At 70.2% G+C, this 18,840-nt stretch carries 14 protein-coding genes and 1 tRNA gene; 9 read left to right on the top strand and 6 right to left on the bottom strand.

Annotation, left to right across the window (positions count from 1 at the left end; translation table 11 throughout):
• Window positions 1–37: 37 nt before the first annotated feature.
• Window positions 38–283 carry a mycoredoxin gene (locus tag AB0K00_RS12690; protein WP_363519384.1) on the bottom strand — a complete coding sequence of 82 codons (246 nt, stop codon included), beginning with the start codon at window positions 281–283 and terminating at the stop codon, window positions 38–40.
• A 76-nt stretch (window positions 284–359) separates the two neighbouring features.
• Between AB0K00_RS12690 and AB0K00_RS12685 the strand changes: the two genes are divergently transcribed.
• The 3 genes from AB0K00_RS12685 (at window position 360) to AB0K00_RS12675 (ending at window position 3,742) form a co-directional block, all read left to right on the top strand.
• Entirely contained in the window at window positions 360–2,456 is a 2,097-nt protein-coding gene (locus tag AB0K00_RS12685) for an ATP-dependent DNA helicase UvrD2 (protein ID WP_363519381.1), read from the top strand.
• Window positions 2,457–2,595: 139 nt separating this feature from the next.
• Complete coding sequence (locus tag AB0K00_RS12680; RefSeq protein WP_363519378.1) at window positions 2,596–3,240, top strand: hypothetical protein; 645 nt, start codon at window positions 2,596–2,598, stop codon at window positions 3,238–3,240.
• Window positions 3,241–3,358: 118 nt separating this feature from the next.
• On the top strand, window positions 3,359–3,742 hold the full coding sequence (locus AB0K00_RS12675) for a WhiB family transcriptional regulator (protein ID WP_363519376.1): 384 nt from the start codon (window positions 3,359–3,361) through the stop codon (window positions 3,740–3,742).
• 304 nt (window positions 3,743–4,046) lie between these two features.
• On the opposite strand, the gene AB0K00_RS12670 is transcribed toward AB0K00_RS12675, so the two are convergent.
• From AB0K00_RS12670 to AB0K00_RS12660, 3 genes are all read right to left on the bottom strand, one after another.
• On the bottom strand, window positions 4,047–5,399 hold the full coding sequence (locus AB0K00_RS12670) for an AarF/ABC1/UbiB kinase family protein (RefSeq protein ID WP_363519374.1): 1,353 nt from the start codon (window positions 5,397–5,399) through the stop codon (window positions 4,047–4,049).
• Window positions 5,400–5,408: 9 nt separating this feature from the next.
• Window positions 5,409–6,476 (bottom strand): TOMM precursor leader peptide-binding protein, encoded by a 1,068-nt coding sequence (locus AB0K00_RS12665; protein ID WP_363519371.1) that lies wholly within the window; start codon window positions 6,474–6,476, stop codon window positions 5,409–5,411.
• 260 nt (window positions 6,477–6,736) lie between these two features.
• Complete coding sequence (locus AB0K00_RS12660; RefSeq protein ID WP_190251171.1) at window positions 6,737–6,889, bottom strand: DUF5679 domain-containing protein; 153 nt, start codon at window positions 6,887–6,889, stop codon at window positions 6,737–6,739.
• Between the two features lie 377 nt (window positions 6,890–7,266).
• On the opposite strand from AB0K00_RS12660, the gene AB0K00_RS12655 reads away from it, so the two are divergent.
• The gene (locus tag AB0K00_RS12655; protein ID WP_363519368.1) at window positions 7,267–7,791 is read left to right on the top strand and encodes a M48 family metallopeptidase; all 525 of its coding nucleotides are present in this window, start codon (window positions 7,267–7,269) and stop codon (window positions 7,789–7,791) included.
• A complete protein-coding gene (locus tag AB0K00_RS12650; protein ID WP_363519365.1) occupies window positions 7,788–8,390 on the top strand; it encodes a hypothetical protein in 603 nt (200 codons plus the stop codon). The genes AB0K00_RS12655 and AB0K00_RS12650 overlap by 4 nt, the downstream gene beginning before the upstream one ends.
• 216 nt (window positions 8,391–8,606) lie before the next feature.
• On the opposite strand, the gene AB0K00_RS12645 is transcribed toward AB0K00_RS12650, so the two are convergent.
• On the bottom strand, window positions 8,607–10,025 hold the full coding sequence (locus tag AB0K00_RS12645; protein ID WP_363519363.1) for a zinc-dependent metalloprotease: 1,419 nt from the start codon (window positions 10,023–10,025) through the stop codon (window positions 8,607–8,609).
• Between the two features lie 56 nt (window positions 10,026–10,081).
• On the opposite strand from AB0K00_RS12645, the gene AB0K00_RS12640 reads away from it, so the two are divergent.
• From AB0K00_RS12640 to AB0K00_RS12625, 4 genes are all read left to right on the top strand, one after another.
• Window positions 10,082–11,107, top strand: a complete 1,026-nt coding sequence (locus tag AB0K00_RS12640) for a PDZ domain-containing protein (RefSeq protein ID WP_363519362.1) — start codon at window positions 10,082–10,084, stop codon at window positions 11,105–11,107.
• 61 nt (window positions 11,108–11,168) lie between these two features.
• On the top strand, window positions 11,169–14,147 hold the full coding sequence (locus AB0K00_RS12635; protein WP_363519360.1) for a UPF0182 family protein: 2,979 nt from the start codon (window positions 11,169–11,171) through the stop codon (window positions 14,145–14,147).
• 124 nt (window positions 14,148–14,271) lie between these two features.
• Window positions 14,272–14,345, top strand: a tRNA-Met gene (locus tag AB0K00_RS12630).
• 257 nt (window positions 14,346–14,602) lie between these two features.
• Window positions 14,603–15,268 carry a sporulation protein gene (locus AB0K00_RS12625; protein ID WP_363519357.1) on the top strand — a complete coding sequence of 222 codons (666 nt, stop codon included), beginning with the start codon at window positions 14,603–14,605 and terminating at the stop codon, window positions 15,266–15,268.
• A 46-nt stretch (window positions 15,269–15,314) separates the two neighbouring features.
• Here the strand turns inward: AB0K00_RS12625 and AB0K00_RS12620 are convergent, their stop codons facing one another.
• Window positions 15,315–18,581, bottom strand: coding sequence for a GH92 family glycosyl hydrolase (locus AB0K00_RS12620; protein WP_363519354.1), 3,267 nt, complete (start codon window positions 18,579–18,581; stop codon window positions 15,315–15,317).
• Window positions 18,582–18,840 lie beyond the last annotated feature (259 nt).

Genomic DNA, 18,840 nt, shown 5'->3' with positions numbered 1-18,840 from the left:
CGGCCACCGTAATGAGCCGGCGGCGTCGTGTGAAGGGTCAGCTACGCACCGCGTTGGCCAGCTGCGCCTTCACCTGGACGATCGTCGGGTTCGTCAGGGCCGTGCCGTCGTCGAACTTCAAGGTCGGGACGGTCTGGTTGCCGCCGTTGACGCTCTCGACGAACTTCGCCGCGGCCGGGTCCTGTTCGATGTCGACGACCTGGTACTGGATGCCTTCGCGGTCCATCTGCGACTTCAATCGGTGGCAGTAGCCGCACCACGTGGTCGAGTACATCGTCAGCATCGGGTCGTCTCCTCCGTCGGGCTCTCGGTAGGTACTTCGGCGGAAACGTCGTACCCGGCTGGAATGATGCCTACCTGTGGCGGACTCCTCAAACCCACTCACCGGACTTGACCCGGAGCAGGCGGCCGTGGTCACCGCTCCGGCCGGGCCCCTGTGCATCCTCGCGGGCGCCGGCACGGGCAAGACCAGGGCGATCACCCATCGCATCGCCCACCGGGTCCGCTCCGGGCACGTGCGGGCCCAGCACGTCCTGGCCGTCACGTTCACCGCCCGGGCCGCCGCGGAGATGCGGGCCCGCATCGGCCAGCTCGGCGCCGGCGGCGTCCAGGCCCGCACGTTCCACGCCGCGGCGCTGCGCCAGGTCCGCTATTTCGCGCCGCGGCTCTTCTCCGGCCGGGAGATGCCCGAGCTGCTGGACAGCAAGGCCCGCATGGTCGGCCTCGCCGCCACCCGGGTCGGCATCAAGATCGACGGCACCGGCGCCCGCGACCTCGCCGGTGAGATCGAGTGGGCCAAGTCGTCGCTGATCGAGCCGGCCGACTATGCGGTCGCGGCGGCCAAGGCGCTGCGCGAGCCGCCGTTCGACGCGGCCAAGGTCGGCGAGGTCTACGCCGCCTATGAGCGGGTCAAGCGGGCGCAGGGCGTGATCGACTTCGAGGACATGATCCGGGCCGCGATCTGGGCCATGGAGGAGCACGAGGACGTCGCGGAGCAGATCCGCTCGCAGTATCGGCACTTCGTCGTCGACGAGTATCAGGACGTCAACCCGATGCAGCAACGGCTGCTGGATTCCTGGCTCGGCGACCGCGACGACCTGACCGTCGTCGGCGACGCGAGCCAGACGATCTACTCGTTCACCGGCGCCAGCGCGTCCTATCTCGTCGACTTCAAGCGCCGCCACCCCGACGCGACCGTCGTGCGGCTGATCCGTGACTACCGGTCCACCCCGCAGGTCGTCGGCCTCGCCAACACCGTGATCGGCCAGGCCCGCGGCGAGCTGGCCCGGCTGCGGCTCGAGCTGGTCGGCCAGCGCCCGCCGGGTCCCGAGCCGACCGTGCGCTCCTTCCCCGACGAGCCGCAGGAGGCCGCCGCCGTCGCCGCCCGCTGTCGCGAGCTGATCGCCGGCGGCACGCCCGCGGAGGAGATCGCGGTGCTGTTCCGGGTCAACGCCCAGTCCGAGGCCTATCAGGAGGCCCTGGCCGAGGCCGGGGTGCCCTATGTGGTGCACGGCGCCGAGCGGTTCTTCGAGCGGGTCGAGGTCCGGCAGGCGATGCACGCGCTGCGGGCGGCGACCCGGTCCCTCGACGCCACCGCGCCCCTCGCGGAGTCGGTCGGCAAGGCCCTGGAGGGCGTCGGCTGGCGGCCCGCCGAGACCCCCGCCGGCGGCGCCGCCCGGGAGAAGTGGGAGGCGGTGGCGGCGCTCGTCGCGCTCGCCGAGAGCATGCCGACGCTCACCCTCGAGGCGTTCAACGAGGAGCTGGCCCGCCGCGCGGCGCTGCAGCACGTGCCGACCGTCGCCGGGGTCACCCTTTCGTCGCTGCACTCCGCCAAGGGCCTGGAATGGGACGCGGTGTTCCTGGTCGGCCTCGCCGAGGGCACAATGCCCGTCATTCACGCCCGCACGCCCGACGCGGTCGAGGAGGAGCGGCGGCTGCTCTATGTCGGCGTCACCCGGGCCCGGCACACGCTGTGGCTGTCCTATGCGGCGGCCCGCGCCCCCGGCGGCCGTCCCCGGCGGGCCAGCCGGTTCGTGCCCGTCCTGGAGCCCGGGCGCGCGTCGCAGCACGGCTTCGGCAAGAGCATCGGCAAGACGGAGGTGGTGGCCCGGGTGCGGCGCACCGTCGCCATCTCCTGCCGGGTCTGCGGCGCCGGGCTGCTCAGCGGCCCGGAGCGCAAGCTGGGCCGGTGCACCGACTGCCCGGCCGACCGCGACGAGGAGCTGCTGGCCCGGCTGCTGGACTGGCGCGCCCGGCTCGCCGCCGTGCAGAAGGTCCCGGCATTCGTCGTATTCACCGATGTCACGCTCGCCGCGATCGCCGAGCGGCGCCCGGGCCGCCGCGAGGAGCTCGCCGTGATCGCCGGGATCGGCCCTCGCAAGCTGGGGCTCTATGGCGACGACGTGCTCGCGCTGGTGTCCGGCACGACCGTCGAAGACCTCGTCGGCAGCGACTGATTTCGATGCGCAAAAAAGTGACAAGAACTTTTCCCGGAAATTCGGTTGCCCTAGTCTGAAGGGGCGACATAGCCTGCGAACACGAACGCCGGGGACCCGGCAGTCGACCCATGACGAGTGTGGAGAGAAGGTGCGACCCGTGAAGCTCTATATCTCAGCCGAGCTACAGCCGGTGTTGCGCGCCCTCTGCGCCCCGTCCCTGGTTTCGGCACGCCGTGTTTCGCCGCCGTCAGTTTCGGTTCAGTGGCAGGAGTCCGCCATCAGAGGCGCCTTCGCGGGCGTCGCTGCCGCGCCTGCCCCGGCCCGCAAACTGTCCGCCGCTCAGATGTCGACCGCTTCCCTGATCCCGACCGTTGCCTCCGCTCCGGCTGCTGCCCCGATCGCGTCCTTCGCGGTCACGGGTGGCGTCGCGGCCCTGGGCGGCGTCGAGGTTCCGGGCGGCGTCGAAGTCCAGGGCGGCACGGCGACCGGCGTCTCCAGGGCCGGTGTCTCCGCGACCGGTGCGTTCCAGATCGACCTGCGGGTCGACATGGACGCCGATCGCGTCGGCGGCACCGTCCAGCATGTCGGCACCGAGCAGGCCAGCACCACCGAGCAGTTCAGCACGACTGCGCGCGTCCGCATCGTTGAGCAGGTCCCCGCCGTTGGCGTGGCGCTGCTCGACCGGCGGGAAGTCCAGGTTCAGGGGACCAGTGGGCTCACCGCGAACGACAAGCACGACCTGACGGCTCCGAAGCCCAACGGCGGAGTCCGCGGCACACCACCTCGAGGCAGGCCGGTCTAACAGACCGACCAACCGGCTCACCTCGAGGCCGCGGAACCCGACACCGGGATCCGCGGCCTCAGTTATTTGCACCGACGATCACCACCAAACGATCGAGAAACAGAAAGGGGTGACCGGGATGAGCCTGGCCTTGGCATCGCGCGATGTGCGCGTTGAGTCGGGTGTCGACGAGCGTCTCCTTGTCGCTGCGCGAGGCGTGAAGTCCGACCTGCCGTGCCGCACCTTCGACCCGGACCTGTGGTTCGCTGACTCGCCGGCCGAGCTCGAGCTGGCCAAGTCGCTCTGCGTGGAGTGCCCTCTGCGCGTCGAGTGCCTTGCCGGCGCGATCGAGCGCGCCGAGCCCTGGGGTGTCTGGGGTGGCGAGATCTTCGAGCGCGGTGCGGTGGTTCCGCGGAAGCGTCCGCGGGGTCGTCCGCGCAAGGAGGACGTCGCTCGCGACGCCGTCCTGCGGGTTGAGGTCGCCGCTCGGACCGCTGCGGTCGCCGCAAGTGTGGCGGCCTGACATGAGTGCACATCCGTTGCCAGCCAGCCGAGGTCTGCGCGCCGCGCAGCCGACCCGGCTTCAACTCACCGACGTTCGCACCATTCCTATGAGGAGCATGGCCGTGTCTTTGCAACTACTCCACGAAGCACTTTCACGAGCGCGAATGCGTCAGCCTCAGGCTGACCGTCACTCTGAGGCTTCTTCGTCCGCCCGTCAGATCGCGATGCGCGCCCGCCGTGAGCAGGAGCGTCAGCTGAGCCGACACTGATCCGACCCGCAGGAAAGGGGACGGGCCTCCCGATCGGGAGGCCCGCCCTCTGCGTTACTCCGCCTTGCGCCGGCGCGGTTTCTTCGCCAGTTCCTTCGGCTCCGCGAAGCCCGGCAGCCACTGTTCGATGATCTCCCGGTAGGGCGCCTCCGCCTCCAGCTGGCACAGCACGCCGATCGAGCCGAGCGTCACCCGGTGGGTCAGCATGTAGGACGGCGGCAGGTTGAGCTGGCGGCTCATCGCATAGGCCGGGCTCTTCGGGTTGGCGAGCCGGCCCGCCTCCGCGCGCAGCCACGCCCGGCTGAACCGGAACTTCGGCTCCGCGACCGGGTCCAGCATCGGCCTGATGTAGCCCAGCACCGCCGCCGCGTCGATCTTCGCGTCCCGCTTGACGAACCCCTCGTCCTGCAGGCCGGCGAGGACCGCGTCGGCGTCGCCGGCGAGGGCGAGCCGGGTCAGCCGGCCGATCACCTCGGGATGCCCGCCGGGCAGCCGGGCGACCGCACCGAAGTCGAGCACCCCCAGCCGGCCGTCGGGCAGCATCCGGAAGTTGCCCGGGTGCGGGTCGGCGTGCAGCAGCTCCACCCTGGCGGGGGCGGAGAAGTGCAGCAGCGCCATCCGGGTGCCGGCGGCGTCGCGCTCCTCGACCGTGCCGGACGCGATGATCGTCGACAGGGGCATGCCCTCGATCCACTCCGTGACGAGGACCCGGGGCGAGGATTTGAGGACCTGCGGCACGCAGATGTCCGGGTCGCCGTCGAACGCGGCCGCGAACGCCCGCTGCGAGGCCGCCTCCAGCTCATAGTCCAGCTCCTCGGTGACCCGGTCGCGGATCTCCTGGACGAGGGGCTTTACGTCGAGGCCCGGCTGGATCGCCTTGAACAGCCCGGCGAACCGGGCCATCTGGTTGAGGTCGGACCGCAACGCCTCACCGGCGCCCGGATACTGCACCTTCACCGCCACGTCGCGGCCGTCGGCCCAGATCGCGCGGTGGACCTGGCCGATGCTGGCGGCGGCGGCCGGTTTGTCGTCGAACTCCTTGAACAGCTCCCGCCAGTCCTCGCCCAGGGACTCGCGCAGCACCTTGTGCACGCTGGCGGCCGGCAGCGGCGGCGCGGCCTCCTGCAGCTTCGTCAGCGCCGCCCGATACGGCCCGGCGAGGTCCTCCGGCAGTGCCGCCTCGAAGACGGACAACGCCTGTCCCATCTTCATCGCACCGCCCTTGAGCTGCCCGAGGACGCTGAACAGGTGCTCGGCGGTGCGGCGTTGGACATCGGCGGACACCACATCGGCGGCCATGCCCGTCACGCGCTTGCCAAGGCCGAGCGCGGCCCGCCCGGCCAGCCCGAGAGGAAGCGACGCCAGTCGTGCGGTGCGGGCGACGGCGCCCCTGGGGATCTCGGTCACACGTCATTCTTACCCGTTCATGGCGGTACGACGACGGCGACGGCAGTCACAGCGGGGATGCGCCACCCATTCCCGCCGCCTCAACTCGCCGGCGCGGGGGATCTCGACGATCGCCGCCTCGGTCCGCGGCACCGTCCCGTCGAGGAACGCGAGCACCTCGTCGGCGGCGAACGCGACCCCCGCGAGCGCCGTCGCCGACGCGCACGGCTCCCCGTCGCCGGGTGGCGCCGTGGCCAGCTGTGCGGCGAGCACCGGCCAGATCGGGTCACGGTCGCGCCGGTGCAGCTCCAGGCATGCGCGGCAGGGGGAGCCGCTGGGGCGTACCAGCGGACCGACGAGCACCGTGCCGAGCCGCACCGTCAGCTCCAGCCGCGGCAGGCCGGTCAGCCGCAGCCCCCGCCTGGCGAGCGCGGGCGGGTGCCGGTCACCGACGCGCACGACGAGGTCGACGGTGTCCATCCGGGCCGTGGTCAGGTCCGCTCCAGGGGCGAACCTCGCGACGGCGTTGCCGGTGGCGACCGCCCGCGACACCCCCACGTCGTCGACGTGCAGGCCGCCGACCAGGACGTCCGCGACGCCGGTGACACCGTCGACGACCGGGTCGACGTGACCGACCCCGCTGGCGGCGAGCAGGGCCGCGAGCGGAGCCAGCAGCGGACCGTCGCCGGCGATGACGACGCGGGAGGCGTACCGGCGGCGCAGCACGTCAGCGGGGACGTCATGGCCGCCCGGGACCTCGGTGCGCAGCCGCAGCGCGATCGCGGCGGCCTCGACGCTCAGCCGGCGGTGCACCCGCTCGGGCAGCCCCACCGGGACCAGCGCGTGCGCGGCGACGACCAGCCCGACGTCCCGCAGGGTCTGCACGAGGCTGAGCACCTCCGCCGCGGCGAGCCCGAGCGCCTCACCGGCGGCGAGGACCGCGGGCTCGGTGTGCGCGCCGTCCAGCAGGTCCAGCACCCGGGCCAGCTCCGGCCGGCGCAGGTGCAGCACGACGGCGCCGGCGGGGTCGGTGCCGAGCTGGACGGTGGACGCGTCCCGCCAGAGGCGGCGCAGGTTCGGCAGGAGTGTCGGTCGCATGACCGGCGAGACTGCCACCGGCGCGGACTCCGGCCGGGGTGGTTGTCCACAGGGATATCCACCGCCGGCCGGACTTGTCCACAGCCAGCCGCCGAGTTGTCCACAGCGAAAGGCGCAAACGCTTCATACCGCGCGGGCCAACCTTGCTGCTCTAGCGCGACGATCTCGGGGCTCACGCGCCGGGCGGGGGGCGGCGAGGAGCCTGATGTGTACGGCCCGGTTCCTTTGTCTGCGTCTCAGGCCGTGCCTGCCTGCGTGTCTCAGGCCTTACCGAGGATCCGGTTGACCGTCGTGCCGCAGACCGGGCAGGCGCCCTTGGCCATCTTCATGCCCGTCTTCGAGATCGCGATCTCGCCCTCGAAGTCCCGCTTCTCCTTGCACTTGACGCAGTAGCCGTTGTACGTCTCGGCCACGATGCCCTCCTCATCTCGGTCCGGTGCCCTTGCGCGCACCGGTGCTGACCAGCTAGGTCGACGTGGTGAGTGTGCCTTGTCGGACACTCGGGGAAAGTGCGGTAAGACGGGACACGCCGAGCGTAATCGGAAGATCTTCCTCTAACCGCACGCTACACACTATGCACAGGCTGGGGATAACTGTGTGGGCAACGGTGTGGGTTGCTGTGGATGAAATGCCGCCGAGTGGCCCCACCAGGGCCGACAACCGGTGGAATCTTTCCGGCGAGCCGCCACGAATGGGTGACATACGGGCGCCCTCCGCGAGATTGGCCCTTGCGGAGGGATGGCCGTTTCCGGCTAGCGTTCCTCCGTGAGCGGTACCCTGAGGGGCCGGCATGACACGTAAGCCGGTCATCGAGGTGCGGCGCAGCAAGCGCCGCCGTCGCACGGTGTCCGCTTACCGTGATGGTGAGCGGGTCGTCGTGCTGATCCCCGCGCAGTTCTCCCGAGCGGAGGAGCGCGAGTGGGTCGATCGAATGCTGGAGCGGCTCGCTGTCCGCGAGCAACGGGCCAGGCGCACCGACACCGAGCTGACGGCCCGCGCCCAACGGCTGGCCGCCCGCTACCTGCCCGATCACCCCAACGCCGCCCGTCCGACCAGCGTGCGCTGGGTGCAGAATCAGAACGGGCGCTGGGGGTCGTGCACGCCGGCAGACGGTACCATCCGGATCTCGCACCGGGTCCAGGAGATGCCCGACTGGGTGATCGACTACGTGCTGCTGCACGAGCTGTCACACCTGGTCATCCCCAACCACAGCGCCGCCTTCTGGGCGCTCGTCGGCCGCTATCCGAAGTCGGAGCGGGCGCGGGGGTATCTTGAGGGGGTGTCAGCGGCCGCAGGTCTTGGGATCACTGAATGACCGTCCCGGCTGTCTCCGCGGCGGTGATCGTGCTGCTCGTGCCCACCCCCTGGTCGCCGCCCGGCATCGACCCGGCCTCGTGGCGCGCCGCGCTCGCCGAGGACGTCGTCGACCTGGTCGCCCCGCTGCCGCTGATCCAGCCGGCCATCGCCGCGCTCGCCGCCGACCTGCCGCTCGCCTCGAAGATCGCGTGGCCGAGCATGCCGCAGTATGAGCTGCCCTCACTGTCGATCCGCGCCGCCCTCGAAGCGGCCGCCGCCGATGGTCACGAGCGCGCCGTCGTCCTCATGGCCGACGCCCCCGACCTCCCGGCGATGCTGATCGGCAAGATGATCCGCCCGCTGTCCACCCGGACCGTCGCGGTGGCGCCCGCCGCCGGTGGCGGGCTGCTGGGCCTGGCGACCCGCCTGCCGGTGCCGTCCTGGCTGCCCGACCTCGACCCGGAGACCGGCGACGTGGTGACCGCCCGCCGCCCCGCCCCGGAGCCGACGATGGTGGCAGCCGCGCCGGGCTGGCACCGCCTGCGCAGCCCCGAGGACCTGCGTCACCTGGACATGGGTCTCGACGGCTGGGACGCCACCCGCTCCCTGCTCTCCTGACCGCCACCCTGGCTGCCGCGACACCGGGTAACCTGTCCGACACGGACGGGCAACTCGCGGTGGCGGATGTGGGCAGCGTAAACTACGCAGAGCGACGCGGCCGGAGATCAATTTCCATCGGTGGGGTAGGGTCGCGATGAACCTGCCCGGCGCCCCGGACCGGGTGGCCGTGCAATCACCCGGCCACCCCGGCGAGCGCCCGCCCCGGGCGAGCGGCTATTCCTTCGGGGCGTCGCCCTCTTCCTTCGGCGGGTCGCCCTTCGGCGGGTCGCCCTTCGGCGGGTCGCCGGTCTCGTCGTTGAAGCCGAGGTCGCTGTCGTTGAAGCCGAGGTCGCTCAGGTCCAGCTGCGTCCGGGCGAACAGGTCCGGATCCGCGAACGCCTCCTCGTCCGGCAGGAGGTCGGGGTGGTCCCAGAGCGCGTCGCGGCCCGCGACGCCGCGGTGCTCGGCCAGGGCCGCCCACAGGGCCGTCGCCTCGCGGAGGCGGCGGGGGCGCAGCTCGAGGCCGACCAGGGCGGCGAAGGTCTGCTCGGCCGGCCCGCCCGCGGCCCGGCGGCGCCGGAAGGCCTCGGAGAGGCGGATCACGTCGGGGAGCCGGTCGCCGGCGGCGCGGTCGACGACGTGGCAGACCCAGCCCTCGATGAGGGCGAGCGCGGTCTCCAGCCGGGCGAGAGCGGCCCGCTGCTGCGGCGTGTCCTCGGGCGTGAAGATGCCCTCCAGGACGAGCTCCTGCGGGTCGCTGCCGAGGGTCGCCGGGTCGATGCGGCTCATCGCCTCCTCGATCGCCTCGCGGTCGACGTGGATGCCGGCGGCATACGCCTCGACGGCGGCGAAGACGTGGCTGCGCAACCACGGGACGTGGCCGAAGAGCCGCTGGTGGGCGGCCTCGCGCAGGGCGACATAGAGGCGCACCTGGTCGTCGGGGATCTCCAGGCCGCGGCCGTATTCGGCGATGTTGGCCGGGACGAGCGCGGCGGTGCCGGCGGTGCCGAGGGGCAGGCCGATGTCGCCGGCGGAGAGGACCTCGGCGGCGAGCGAGCCCAGCGCCGTGCCCAGCTGGCCGCCGAGCAGGGCGCTGCCGAGCGAGGCGACCATGGAGGTCATGGGGCCCATCTGGGCGCGCATCTCCTCCGGCACCAGCTCCGTCATCGCCGAGACCATGCGGGCGGCGACCGGGTCGCAGAGCTTGCGCCAGACGGGCAGCGTCGTGTTGAGCCACTCGCCCCGGCTCCAGGCGGCGGTCGCGCGAACCCCGGAGGGCAGCGCCGACTCCGGGTCGAGCCACAGGTCCGCCAGGCGGAGCGCCTCGACGACCGCGGCCCGCTCGGCCGGCGTGACCGACGGGTCACCGACGGGCTTCGCCGCGTCGGGATCGTCTGTGTTCGCTGGTGGCGTAACCACGGTGCCGGGCATCGCGAAGCCGACCGGGAACTGGGCGAGCCCGCCGGCGGGTCCGCCGCCCGTCAGGTGGGCCTGCGCGAGCTGGCGGGCCAGATCCCAGTTGACCGGTCCGCCGCCGGGCGTGGCGAACATTTGCTGCAGCTGGCTCAGGAATTGCTGCATCTGGCGCGGATCGTTCGGATCCGGCACCTCGCCGCCGGGCGGACCGAAGCCGAACGGGATGTCTGCGGGCATGTCCCAAAGGTACTCGCTTCCCATGTACGAAAACTGAGAGCGCTAGGCTCGCCGCCATGAGACGTCGTGGCGTGACCGTGTTGGTCGGCGCGTTGCTGCTGCTGTTGCTGTCCTGGCAGACGACCGAGCTGAGGGTGCCCTACGTCGAGATGGGCCCCGGGCCGACCTACAACACGCTCGGCGCCGGCGACGACGGCAAGCCGATCATCAATGTCAGTGGTGCGCCGGTCACGAAGTCGGCGGGGCAGCTGCGGATGACGACGGTGTCGGTGCAGCCGGAGATGACGCTGCTCGAGGCGATGATCGGCTGGTGGCAGAAGGACCGCGCGGTGGTGCCGCGTGAGTTGATCTACCCGCCGAACCGCACGGAGCAGCAGGTCGAGGAAGACAACAAGAAGGACTTCCAGGCGTCGCAGTCCTCGGCGGAGACGGTCGCGCTGCGCAAACTCGGCTATCCGGTCCTGGTCGCGGTCGACGAGGTGTCCGCCGGCTTCCCGGCCGAGGGGCAGCTGGAGAAGGGCGACGTCATCACCGCCATCGACGGCACCCCGGTGACGTCCCTGGCCAAGCTCACCGAGCTGGTGCGGGCCAAGCCGGCCGGGACGCCACGGCAGCTCGAGTTCACCCGCGGCACCGAGAAGCGCACCGCCACCGTGGCGACGAAGGCCGCCGACGACGGCACCCCGCGCCTCGGCGTCGTGGCCAAGACGTCGCAGCCGCACCCGTTCCAGCTGTCGATCCAGCTGGACCGCATCGGCGGGCCGTCGGCCGGGCTGATGTTCACGCTCGGCATCATCGACACCATCAAGGAAGAGGACCTGACCGGCGGGATCGTCATCGCCGGCACGGGCACCATCGACGACGAGGGCAACGTCGGGCCGATCGGCGGGATCCCGCAGAAGCTGGTCGCGGCGAAGGCGGCGAAGGCCAAGGTCTTCCTCACCCCGGCGGCCAACTGTGCGGAGGCAGTCGCCAATGCCCAGCCGGGCCTGCCATTGATCAAGGTCAGCAGCGCCGACGAGGCGCTCGCCGCGCTCGAGCAGTTGCGGGCCGGTCGTACACCTCCCGTGTGTAGTCCATGACTACGCTGAACGGGTTTCCATACGCGAACGGGCGGAGCCGACCGTGGTAATGCGTAATCCGATGACCAGGGTGAGCCGACGCGGTCGGGTCACGATCGTCGTGCTGGCGGTCGTCTTCCTGCTCTTCACCCTCTTCGACCGGGTCGTCGGGGCCTGGGCCGACTATCTGTGGTTCTCCGAGGTCAAATACACCGGCGTCTTCTCGACGGTGCTCACGACCCGCCTGTGGATGTTCCTGATCTTCGGGGCCGCGGTCGGGCTCGTCATCGCCGGCAACCTCTACCTGGCATACCGGACCCGTCCGCTGCTGCGGCCGCACTCCGCCGAGCAGCACGCGCTGGACCGTTACCGGCTCTTCCTGCTGCCGCACATGACGATCTGGGTCGTCGCCGTCGCCGGGCTCATCGGGCTGTTCTCCGGGCTGTCCGCGCAGGGGCACTGGCAGGAGTGGCTGCTGTTCAGCAACAGCACGCCGTTCGGGCAGACCGACGCGCAGTTCCACGTCGACCTGAGCTTCTACGTGTTCGAATACCCGTTCTGGCGGTACGTGCTGGGCGTCGCCTTCACCGCGGTGGTCTTCTCACTGCTGGGTGCCCTCGCCCTGCACTACCTGTTCGGCGGGGTGCGGTTGCAGGGCGCCGGCGAGCGGATGACGACCGCGGCGCGCGCCCACCTGACCGCGCTGGTCGCCACGTTCGTGCTGCTCAAGGCCGCGGCGTACTACCTGGACCGGCGGGGGCTGCTGCTGGACAAGTTCCCCACCCAGGACCTGTACGGCGCCGGCTACACCAACGTCAACGCGCTGCTGCCGGCGAAGGAGATCCTCGCCTGGATCTCGATCGTCGTGGCGATCGCGATCCTGGTGTTCTCCAACGCGTTCATGCGCAACCTCGTCTGGCCGGGACTGTCGCTGGGCCTGCTGGCGCTGTCCGCGGTCGCGGTCGGCGGCATCTACCCGGCCGCGGTGCAGTCGTTCACGGTGAAGCCGAGCCAGCTGCAGAAGGAGGCCGAGTACTTCCAGCGCAGCATCGACGCCACGAGGCTGGCTTATGGGTTGAACACCGTCCAGGTCAAACCATATGCGTCGAAAGCGGAGAAACCACCGACCAACCTGCCGTCGGTCGACGAGACGGTCACCAGCATCCGCCTGCTCGACCCGACCGTCGTCGGCGAGACGTACACGCAGCAGCAGCAGGTCCGCGGCTTCTACGAGTTCAACCCAAAGCTCGACATCGACCGGTACACCCTCGGCGGCAAGACGCAGGACTACGTCGTCGGCGTCCGTGAGATCAACTACGCGCAGCTGCAGCAGAACAACTGGCAGAACCGGCACTCGGTCTACACCCACGGGTTCGGGTTCGTCGCGGCGCCGGCCAACCAGGTCGTCTGCAACGGGCAGCCGTTCTACGTCTCCGGCTTCCTCACCGAGCAGACCAAGCCGGTCGGCGACCAGGGCCAGCAGTGCGCGTCGTCGACCGACCTGATCCCGGTCAAGGAGCCGCGGATCTACTACGGCGAGCAGATGGGCGAGGTCTACGCGATCACCGGCCGGTCCGTCGGCGGCGCGGGTGCAGAGTTCGACCGGCCCACCGGCAACACCGGCGACCAGTACTCCAGCTACGACGGCTCCGGCGGGGTCAAGGTCGGCTCGTACTGGCGCCGGCTGCTCTACGCCGCCTACTTCCGCGAGACGAACTTCCTGCTCTCGGGCGTCTTCAACGACAACTCGAAGGTGCTGTACGTGCGTGACCCCGAGGACCGGGTCCGCAAGATCGCACCGTTCCTGACGCTGGACAGCGACCCGTACCCGGCGGTCGTCGACGGCAGGATCCAGTGGATCGTCGACGGCTACACCACGTCGGCGACGTACCCGTACGCGCAGCGCATCGACTGGAACACCGCGATCCAGGACTCCTCGACCAACAGCCGGATGTTCCCCGAGCCGCGCCAGGACGTGTCCTACCTGCGCAACTCGGTGAAGGCGACCGTCGACGCGTACACCGGCGAGGTCAGCCTCTACGCGTTCGACGAGACCGACCCGATCCTGAAGGCGTGGAACAAGGCGTTCGGCAACAAGCTGGTCAAGCCGCGCTCGGCCATCACGCCGTCGCTGATGGATCACCTGCGCTACCCGGAGGACCAGTTCAAGGTCCAGCGTGACCTGCTCAGCCGCTTCCACGTCACCACGCCGAACGGCTTCTTCTCCGGTCAGGACTTCTGGGAGGTGCCGAAGAACCCGGCGAACCCGACCGCGGACCAGCCGCCGTACTACATCGTGGCCAAGCTGCCCAACCAGGATCAGTCCCGGTTCCAGCTCACCACCGCGCTGGCACCCCGCAGCCGGGGCAACCTGGCGGCGCTGATGTCCGCGTCGTACGTCGACGGCAAACCCGTGTTCGAGATCCTGGAGCTGCCACCGGACACGGCGACCCTCGGCCCGGCGCAGATGCACAGCGCCATGACCGGCATCGCCGAGGCCAGACGCGAGATCACCCAGTTCAGCTCGAACAACTCCGAGGTCATCTACGGCAACCTGCTCACCCTGCCGGTGGCCGAGGGCATGTTGTACGTCGAGCCGATCTATCTGCGGACGAAGAGCGACAAGACGTTCCCGACGCTGCAGAAGGTCCTGGTCGCCTACGGCCCGAACTACAAGGCCTACGCCAACAACCTGGCCGACGGCCTGGCCGAGCTGGTGAAACAGGCGACGGGGCAGGCACCCGTGCCCGGCTCCGGTGACAACACGGACCCGGGCACCCCGCAGACGGGCAGCCAGGGCGGTTCGCCGCAGGTACAGGAGGCGATCGCCGCCATGAACAAGGCGCTCGCCGACCTGAAGGCCGCGCAGATCTCGGGCGACCCCGAGGCGTACGGCCGGGCGCTCAAGGCGCTGCAGGACGCGATCGGGCGCTATGAGGCGGCGGTGAAGGCGGCGACGCCGTCCCCGTCGACGAGCGCCTCACCGAGCCCGCAACCCAGCACGTCGACGAGTGCCAATCCGTCGCCATCGGTGACGGTCTCACCGGCCCCGTCCGGTTGATCGACGGAGGCGCCGCCGCACCCCGGTGCGGCGGCGCCTCCGCACCACCGGCGTGACGCCGAACACGGTCACCCGTAAGCGATTTGGAACTCATGACACACGTGCGCTAATCTGAACAAGCCGACGCGGGGTGGAGCAGCTCGGTAGCTCGCTGGGCTCATAACCCAGAGGTCGCAGGTTCAAATCCTGTCCCCGCTACAACCTGAGAGGCCCCTGCTTTGCGGCGGGGGCCTCTTGCCGTTGAGGTTTCCGCGTTCTCGCGCTCGCTTCGCTCCGCTCCCCAGCGGGGGAGCTTCGCTCCACCCACACCCCCTCAAATGCGTCGGTGGGCGCGCTCTTCAGTGATGGCCGTTGCGCAAGGTGCTGAGCTGGCATGATCGGGCGTTCGGTCGAGGAACCATACAGTGGCACGTGCTAGTGTCGGATTCTGTCACGGCACGTGCGAGGAGCATCGAATGTTCGGATCGGCGATGCTCGACGAGCGCGGAGTGCGGCCGGGGACGATGGCCGCGGGGCACGTCCACCTCAGCGGGGCGCGCCACGCCAAAGCCGTCGACGGGGTCACCGTGACGCTCATGACCGTCGTCAGCGGCGTCGAGGTCGACTTCCTGCGGTGCCAGGTGTCCGCGGGGTTCACCCTCGCGGCGGGGCGGAGCCGGTCGATTCCGTTCGAGCAGCCGCTGCCGTGGGAGACGCCGTTCACGCAGCTCGCGGGCGGGCACCTGCCGGCGGTCTCGGTGCGCCTGCGGACCACGATCACCGTCGAAGGGGAGACCCGCGACGTCGGCGTGACCCCGGTGACCGTGCACCCGACGCCCGGGCAGTGGCGGGTGCTGGACGCGCTGCGGCGGCTCGGCTGGACCTTCCCGCACAGTGAGGTGCGCCAGGGCGCGGTGCCCGGCGTGCGCCAGAGCGACCCGTTCCTGCAGTGGTTCGACTGCATGGCCCCGGACGTCGCCGGGCCGGTGCGGCTGACGTGCGTGGCCAACCCGGTCGGCGTCGACGTCCTGCTGGAAACCGCGCGCGACGGCGGGCACCGGTTCGCAGTGCGGCACGACGACGAGACCACCGACCTCGCCGCGCTGATCGAGGACCGGCTGAGCCCGTCCCGGATGCGGTGAAGGGCGGCCACCGTCACACGGTGACCGCCCTCCTGCAGCTGCACCGTCAGGCGAGCAGTTCGAACTCCGCCAGCTGGGTCTCGGCGGCGCCGTGGTTGGCGGTCACCTGGATCCGGTAGCGGCTGTAGCTGGTCGTGTTCGGGATGACGAAGGCCCTGGTCTGCCGCCGGTCGACGAAGTCGATGTTGGTGCGGGTGTCGACCGTCGTCCAGGTGACGCCGTCGTTGGAGCCCTGCACGACCCAGTTCTTCGGGTCGCGGCCCGGCACGTCGTCGGCGGACGTCAGCGTGTACTGCTTGAGCGTCGCCGACGCCGTCAGCTGGCAGGTGATCGTGGCCGTGGTCGCGAACGCCAGCCACTTCGTCATCGACGTGTCGTCGACGAGCATGGCGCGGCCCTCGGCGGTGCCGTTCTCCGCCGTGGCGGTGACGGTGCTGCCGGTGGCCCGGTCCTTGAGCTGCACCGGTGCCGCGGTACCGGTGGTCATCGAACCCGGGATGTCCGAGGCGCCGGTGCCCCACGACGACGGGTTCGGGCCCATCACGAAGCTGAGCGTGCCGCCGGCGGTGAGGTCGGCGTGGGTCAGGTAGTTCTTCGTGTAGGTGACGCCGTTGAGGGTGGCGCTCTGGATGTACCGGTTGGTGTCGCTGACGCCGGGCGCGTTGACCGTGAAGATCTTGCCGTTCTCCAGGGTCAGCGTGGTCTTCGGGTGCAGCGGCGCGCCGATCGTGTAGTCGGTCGAGCCCATCCGCGCCGGGTAGAAGCCCGCCGCGGAGAAGACGTACCAGGCCGACATCTCACCGTTGTCCTCGTCGCCGAGGTAGCCGTTGCCGGTGCCGGCGCCCGAGTTGTACAGGGTGGTCAGCACGCGCCGGACCTGGTTCTGCGTCTTCGCCGGGGTGCCGGCGTAGTTGTACATGTACAGCATGTGGTGGATGGGCTCGTTGGAGTGCGCGTACTGGCCCATGTTCGTGTCGTACGCCTCGGACATCTCGTGGATCGTCCCGCCGTAGCAGCCGGGCAGGAAGTCCCGCGGCGCGGCGAGCACCGCGTCGATCTTCGCGGACAGCTGGGCCTTGCCGCCGTAGAGGTTGGCCATGCCGTTCGGGTCCTGCGGCGCCGCGGTCGCGTAGTGCCACGGCGCGCCCTCGGTGAACTCGCAGCCCCACTCGTTGGGCTTGAAGTTCGCGTCGGTGGTGCGCCACGAGCCGTTGCTCTGCTTGCCGCGGAAGAAGCCGACCGACTGCGAGAACAGGTTCGTGTAGTCGAGGGCCTGGTTGCGGAAGTACGCCGCGTCCTCGGTGTATCCGAGCGCCTGCCCCATCTGCGCGATGCCGAAGTTGTTGGCCGCGTCCTCCAGCGTCCACGCCGCCGACTCACCGAGGACGTCGGTCGCCACGTACCCCTTGAACACCGACGTCTGGATGCCCTTGCGTCCCTTGTTGCCGGCGCCCGAATAGGTGCTCGCGTTCTTCACCATCGACGCGTACGCCGCCTGGTAGTCGAAGTTGCGCACGCCCTTCATGTACGCGTCGGCGAACGCCAGGTCCTGGTTGGTGCCGACCATGATGTCGATCGATCCCGGCCCGGTCCAGCGCGGCGTCCAGCCGAAGTTCTTGTACGCGTTGACGATCCCGTCGAGCATCTCGCCGGTCTTCGTCGGCGCGAGCAGCGTGTACAGCGGCCACACCGCCCGGGACGTGTCCCAGAAGCCGTTGTTCACGTACATCTGGCCGTCGTGCAGCGTGTTGTCGTAGGGGCTCTGGTACTTGCGGACCCCGCCGACCATCTCCGAGCGGTTGTTCGGGTACATGAACGACCGGTACATGTTCGAGTAGAACGTGGTCTGGCTGTCGCTGGTGGCGCCCTCGATGCGGACCTTGCCGAGCGTGTTGTCCCACAGCGTCGCGGCGTCCTCGCGGACCGTGTCGAAGCTCTTCGAGCCGACCTCCTGGCTGAGGTTCGCGGCGGCCTGGGCGACGCTGATAAACGAGGTGCCGATCTTCAGGGTCACCTGCTCGTTGGCGGCGGTCGCGAAGCGGATCCAGCTGGTCGCGCCCTGCCCGGTGATCGTCCCGGACGCGGCGATCGCCTTGTCCACCGTCGCGGAGACGTACATCTGCTGGCCGCGGTGGTTGATCGAGCCGGAGATGGTCTGCGCGCCGGTGTTAACCGTCAGCGAGCCGCTGGCGCTGTCGACGGTGTCGAACAGGATCACCGACTCGGCGGCGGACGGGAAGCGGAAGCGCATCACGCCGGCGTGGTCGGTCGGCGCGATCTCCGCGGTGATCCCGTACGTGTCGAGCTGGGTCTTGTAGTAGTGCGCCTTGGCGACTTCGTTGGCGTGGCTGAAGTTCGACTTGCGCGCGTCCGGCGTCGACTTCACCGCGCCGGTCATCGGCATGACCTGCAGCTGCGCGTAGTCGCCGATCCACGGGCTCGGCTGGTGGCTGATCGCGAAGCCCTGCACGGTCGTCTTGGAGTACTCGTACAGCCAGCCGTCGCTGTTGCCGTTGGTCACCGGCGTCCAGAAGTTGAAGCCGTTGGGGACCGTGGTGCCGGGGAACGTGTTGCCGCGCGAGTAGCTGAACGTCGAGTTGGAGCCGCGCCGGGTGTCGACGTAGTCCGACAGCCGGCCGGCAGTGCCGCCGTCGGCGCGGATCTGGATGTCGTCGAACCAGCCGCGGAACAGCCCGGTGTTGAGCGGCTGGTCGTAGGCGACCATGATCCGGTCGATCGTCTTGCCGGCCCGGACCGCGCCGATGTTCGACGTGACGAAGTTCCAGCGGTCGAAGCCGAGGGTCGAGCCGTTGCCCTGGAACGTCGGGTGGACCCGGACGCCGTACTGGTCCACCGCGCCGGAGTCGCGCAGGTTGGTGCCGTCGGTGAACATCAGGTCGACGGCGACGTCGAGGTGGCCGCCGGACTGGGGGTACACCCAGTAGGACAGCGTGCTGGCCGCACCGACCGGGATGTCGACATCGAAGACCCGGTTGTACGAGAAGGACGTCGTCGCGCTCAGGTCGTTGCCGGAGTACAGCAGCGCGGTCGTCCCGCCGTGGGCCGTCCCGGTGCCCGGGGTGCTCTCCATACCGGTCAGTGCGCAGCAGTAACCGCCGATGCCGTTACTGTTCTCGACGCTGTTGGTCCAGGTCGGCTGCGGTTCGCCGGACTCGAAGCCGGTCGACCAGTCGCCGGCGGCGGCGGACGCGGGCTCGGTGAACACGGTGGCGCCGATCAGGCCGGCGACGAGGGCGGCCGCCGCGAACCAGGTGCGTCTGCGGGGTGTTCTGCGGGGGTGGCGGATGGTCATGCGGCAACCTGCCGTTTCGGTGAGGGTTGTCTCGCCGCCGCCCACCACCAGCGTTGTCAACGTTGTCAGCACGCGAGCCATCACCACCTGTCGATATGCCGAGGTGGGTGACACGAGCGCGCCTGGCGGGGCGGCGCCTTGATGGGGCTGGATTTGATGGGGCGGGGTGCGGACGTCCATACGGAGATTCGCGCCCATATCGAGTTTTGTCAACTCTTGACAAATCGCGGTTCGCGGGGGCCGCAGCTCGCGGCCCCCG

The sequence above is a fragment of the Dactylosporangium sp. NPDC049525 genome (assembly GCF_040676755.1).
Classification (GTDB): domain Bacteria; phylum Actinomycetota; class Actinomycetes; order Mycobacteriales; family Micromonosporaceae; genus Dactylosporangium.
The sequence above is the reverse complement of the archived record's forward strand: the minus strand, read 5'-3'. Positions and strand labels throughout refer to the sequence as shown.

Excerpts from the sequence above, each read along its gene's own strand:
- AB0K00_RS12690 (WP_363519384.1), bottom strand. The coding sequence starts at position 283 with ATGCTGACGATGTACTCGACCACGTGGTGCGGCTACTGCCACCGATTG.
- AB0K00_RS12675 (WP_363519376.1), top strand. The coding sequence starts at position 3,359 with ATGAGCCTGGCCTTGGCATCGCGCGATGTGCGCGTTGAGTCGGGTGTC.
- AB0K00_RS12665 (WP_363519371.1), bottom strand. The coding sequence starts at position 6,476 with ATGCGACCGACACTCCTGCCGAACCTGCGCCGCCTCTGGCGGGACGCG.
- AB0K00_RS12655 (WP_363519368.1), top strand. The coding sequence starts at position 7,267 with ATGACACGTAAGCCGGTCATCGAGGTGCGGCGCAGCAAGCGCCGCCGT.
- AB0K00_RS12650 (WP_363519365.1), top strand. The coding sequence starts at position 7,788 with ATGACCGTCCCGGCTGTCTCCGCGGCGGTGATCGTGCTGCTCGTGCCC.
- AB0K00_RS12645 (WP_363519363.1), bottom strand. The coding sequence starts at position 10,025 with ATGCCCGCAGACATCCCGTTCGGCTTCGGTCCGCCCGGCGGCGAGGTG.
- AB0K00_RS12640 (WP_363519362.1), top strand. The coding sequence starts at position 10,082 with ATGAGACGTCGTGGCGTGACCGTGTTGGTCGGCGCGTTGCTGCTGCTG.
- AB0K00_RS12635 (WP_363519360.1), top strand. The coding sequence starts at position 11,169 with ATGACCAGGGTGAGCCGACGCGGTCGGGTCACGATCGTCGTGCTGGCG.
- AB0K00_RS12625 (WP_363519357.1), top strand. The coding sequence starts at position 14,603 with ATGTTCGGATCGGCGATGCTCGACGAGCGCGGAGTGCGGCCGGGGACG.
- AB0K00_RS12620 (WP_363519354.1), bottom strand. The coding sequence starts at position 18,581 with ATGACCATCCGCCACCCCCGCAGAACACCCCGCAGACGCACCTGGTTC.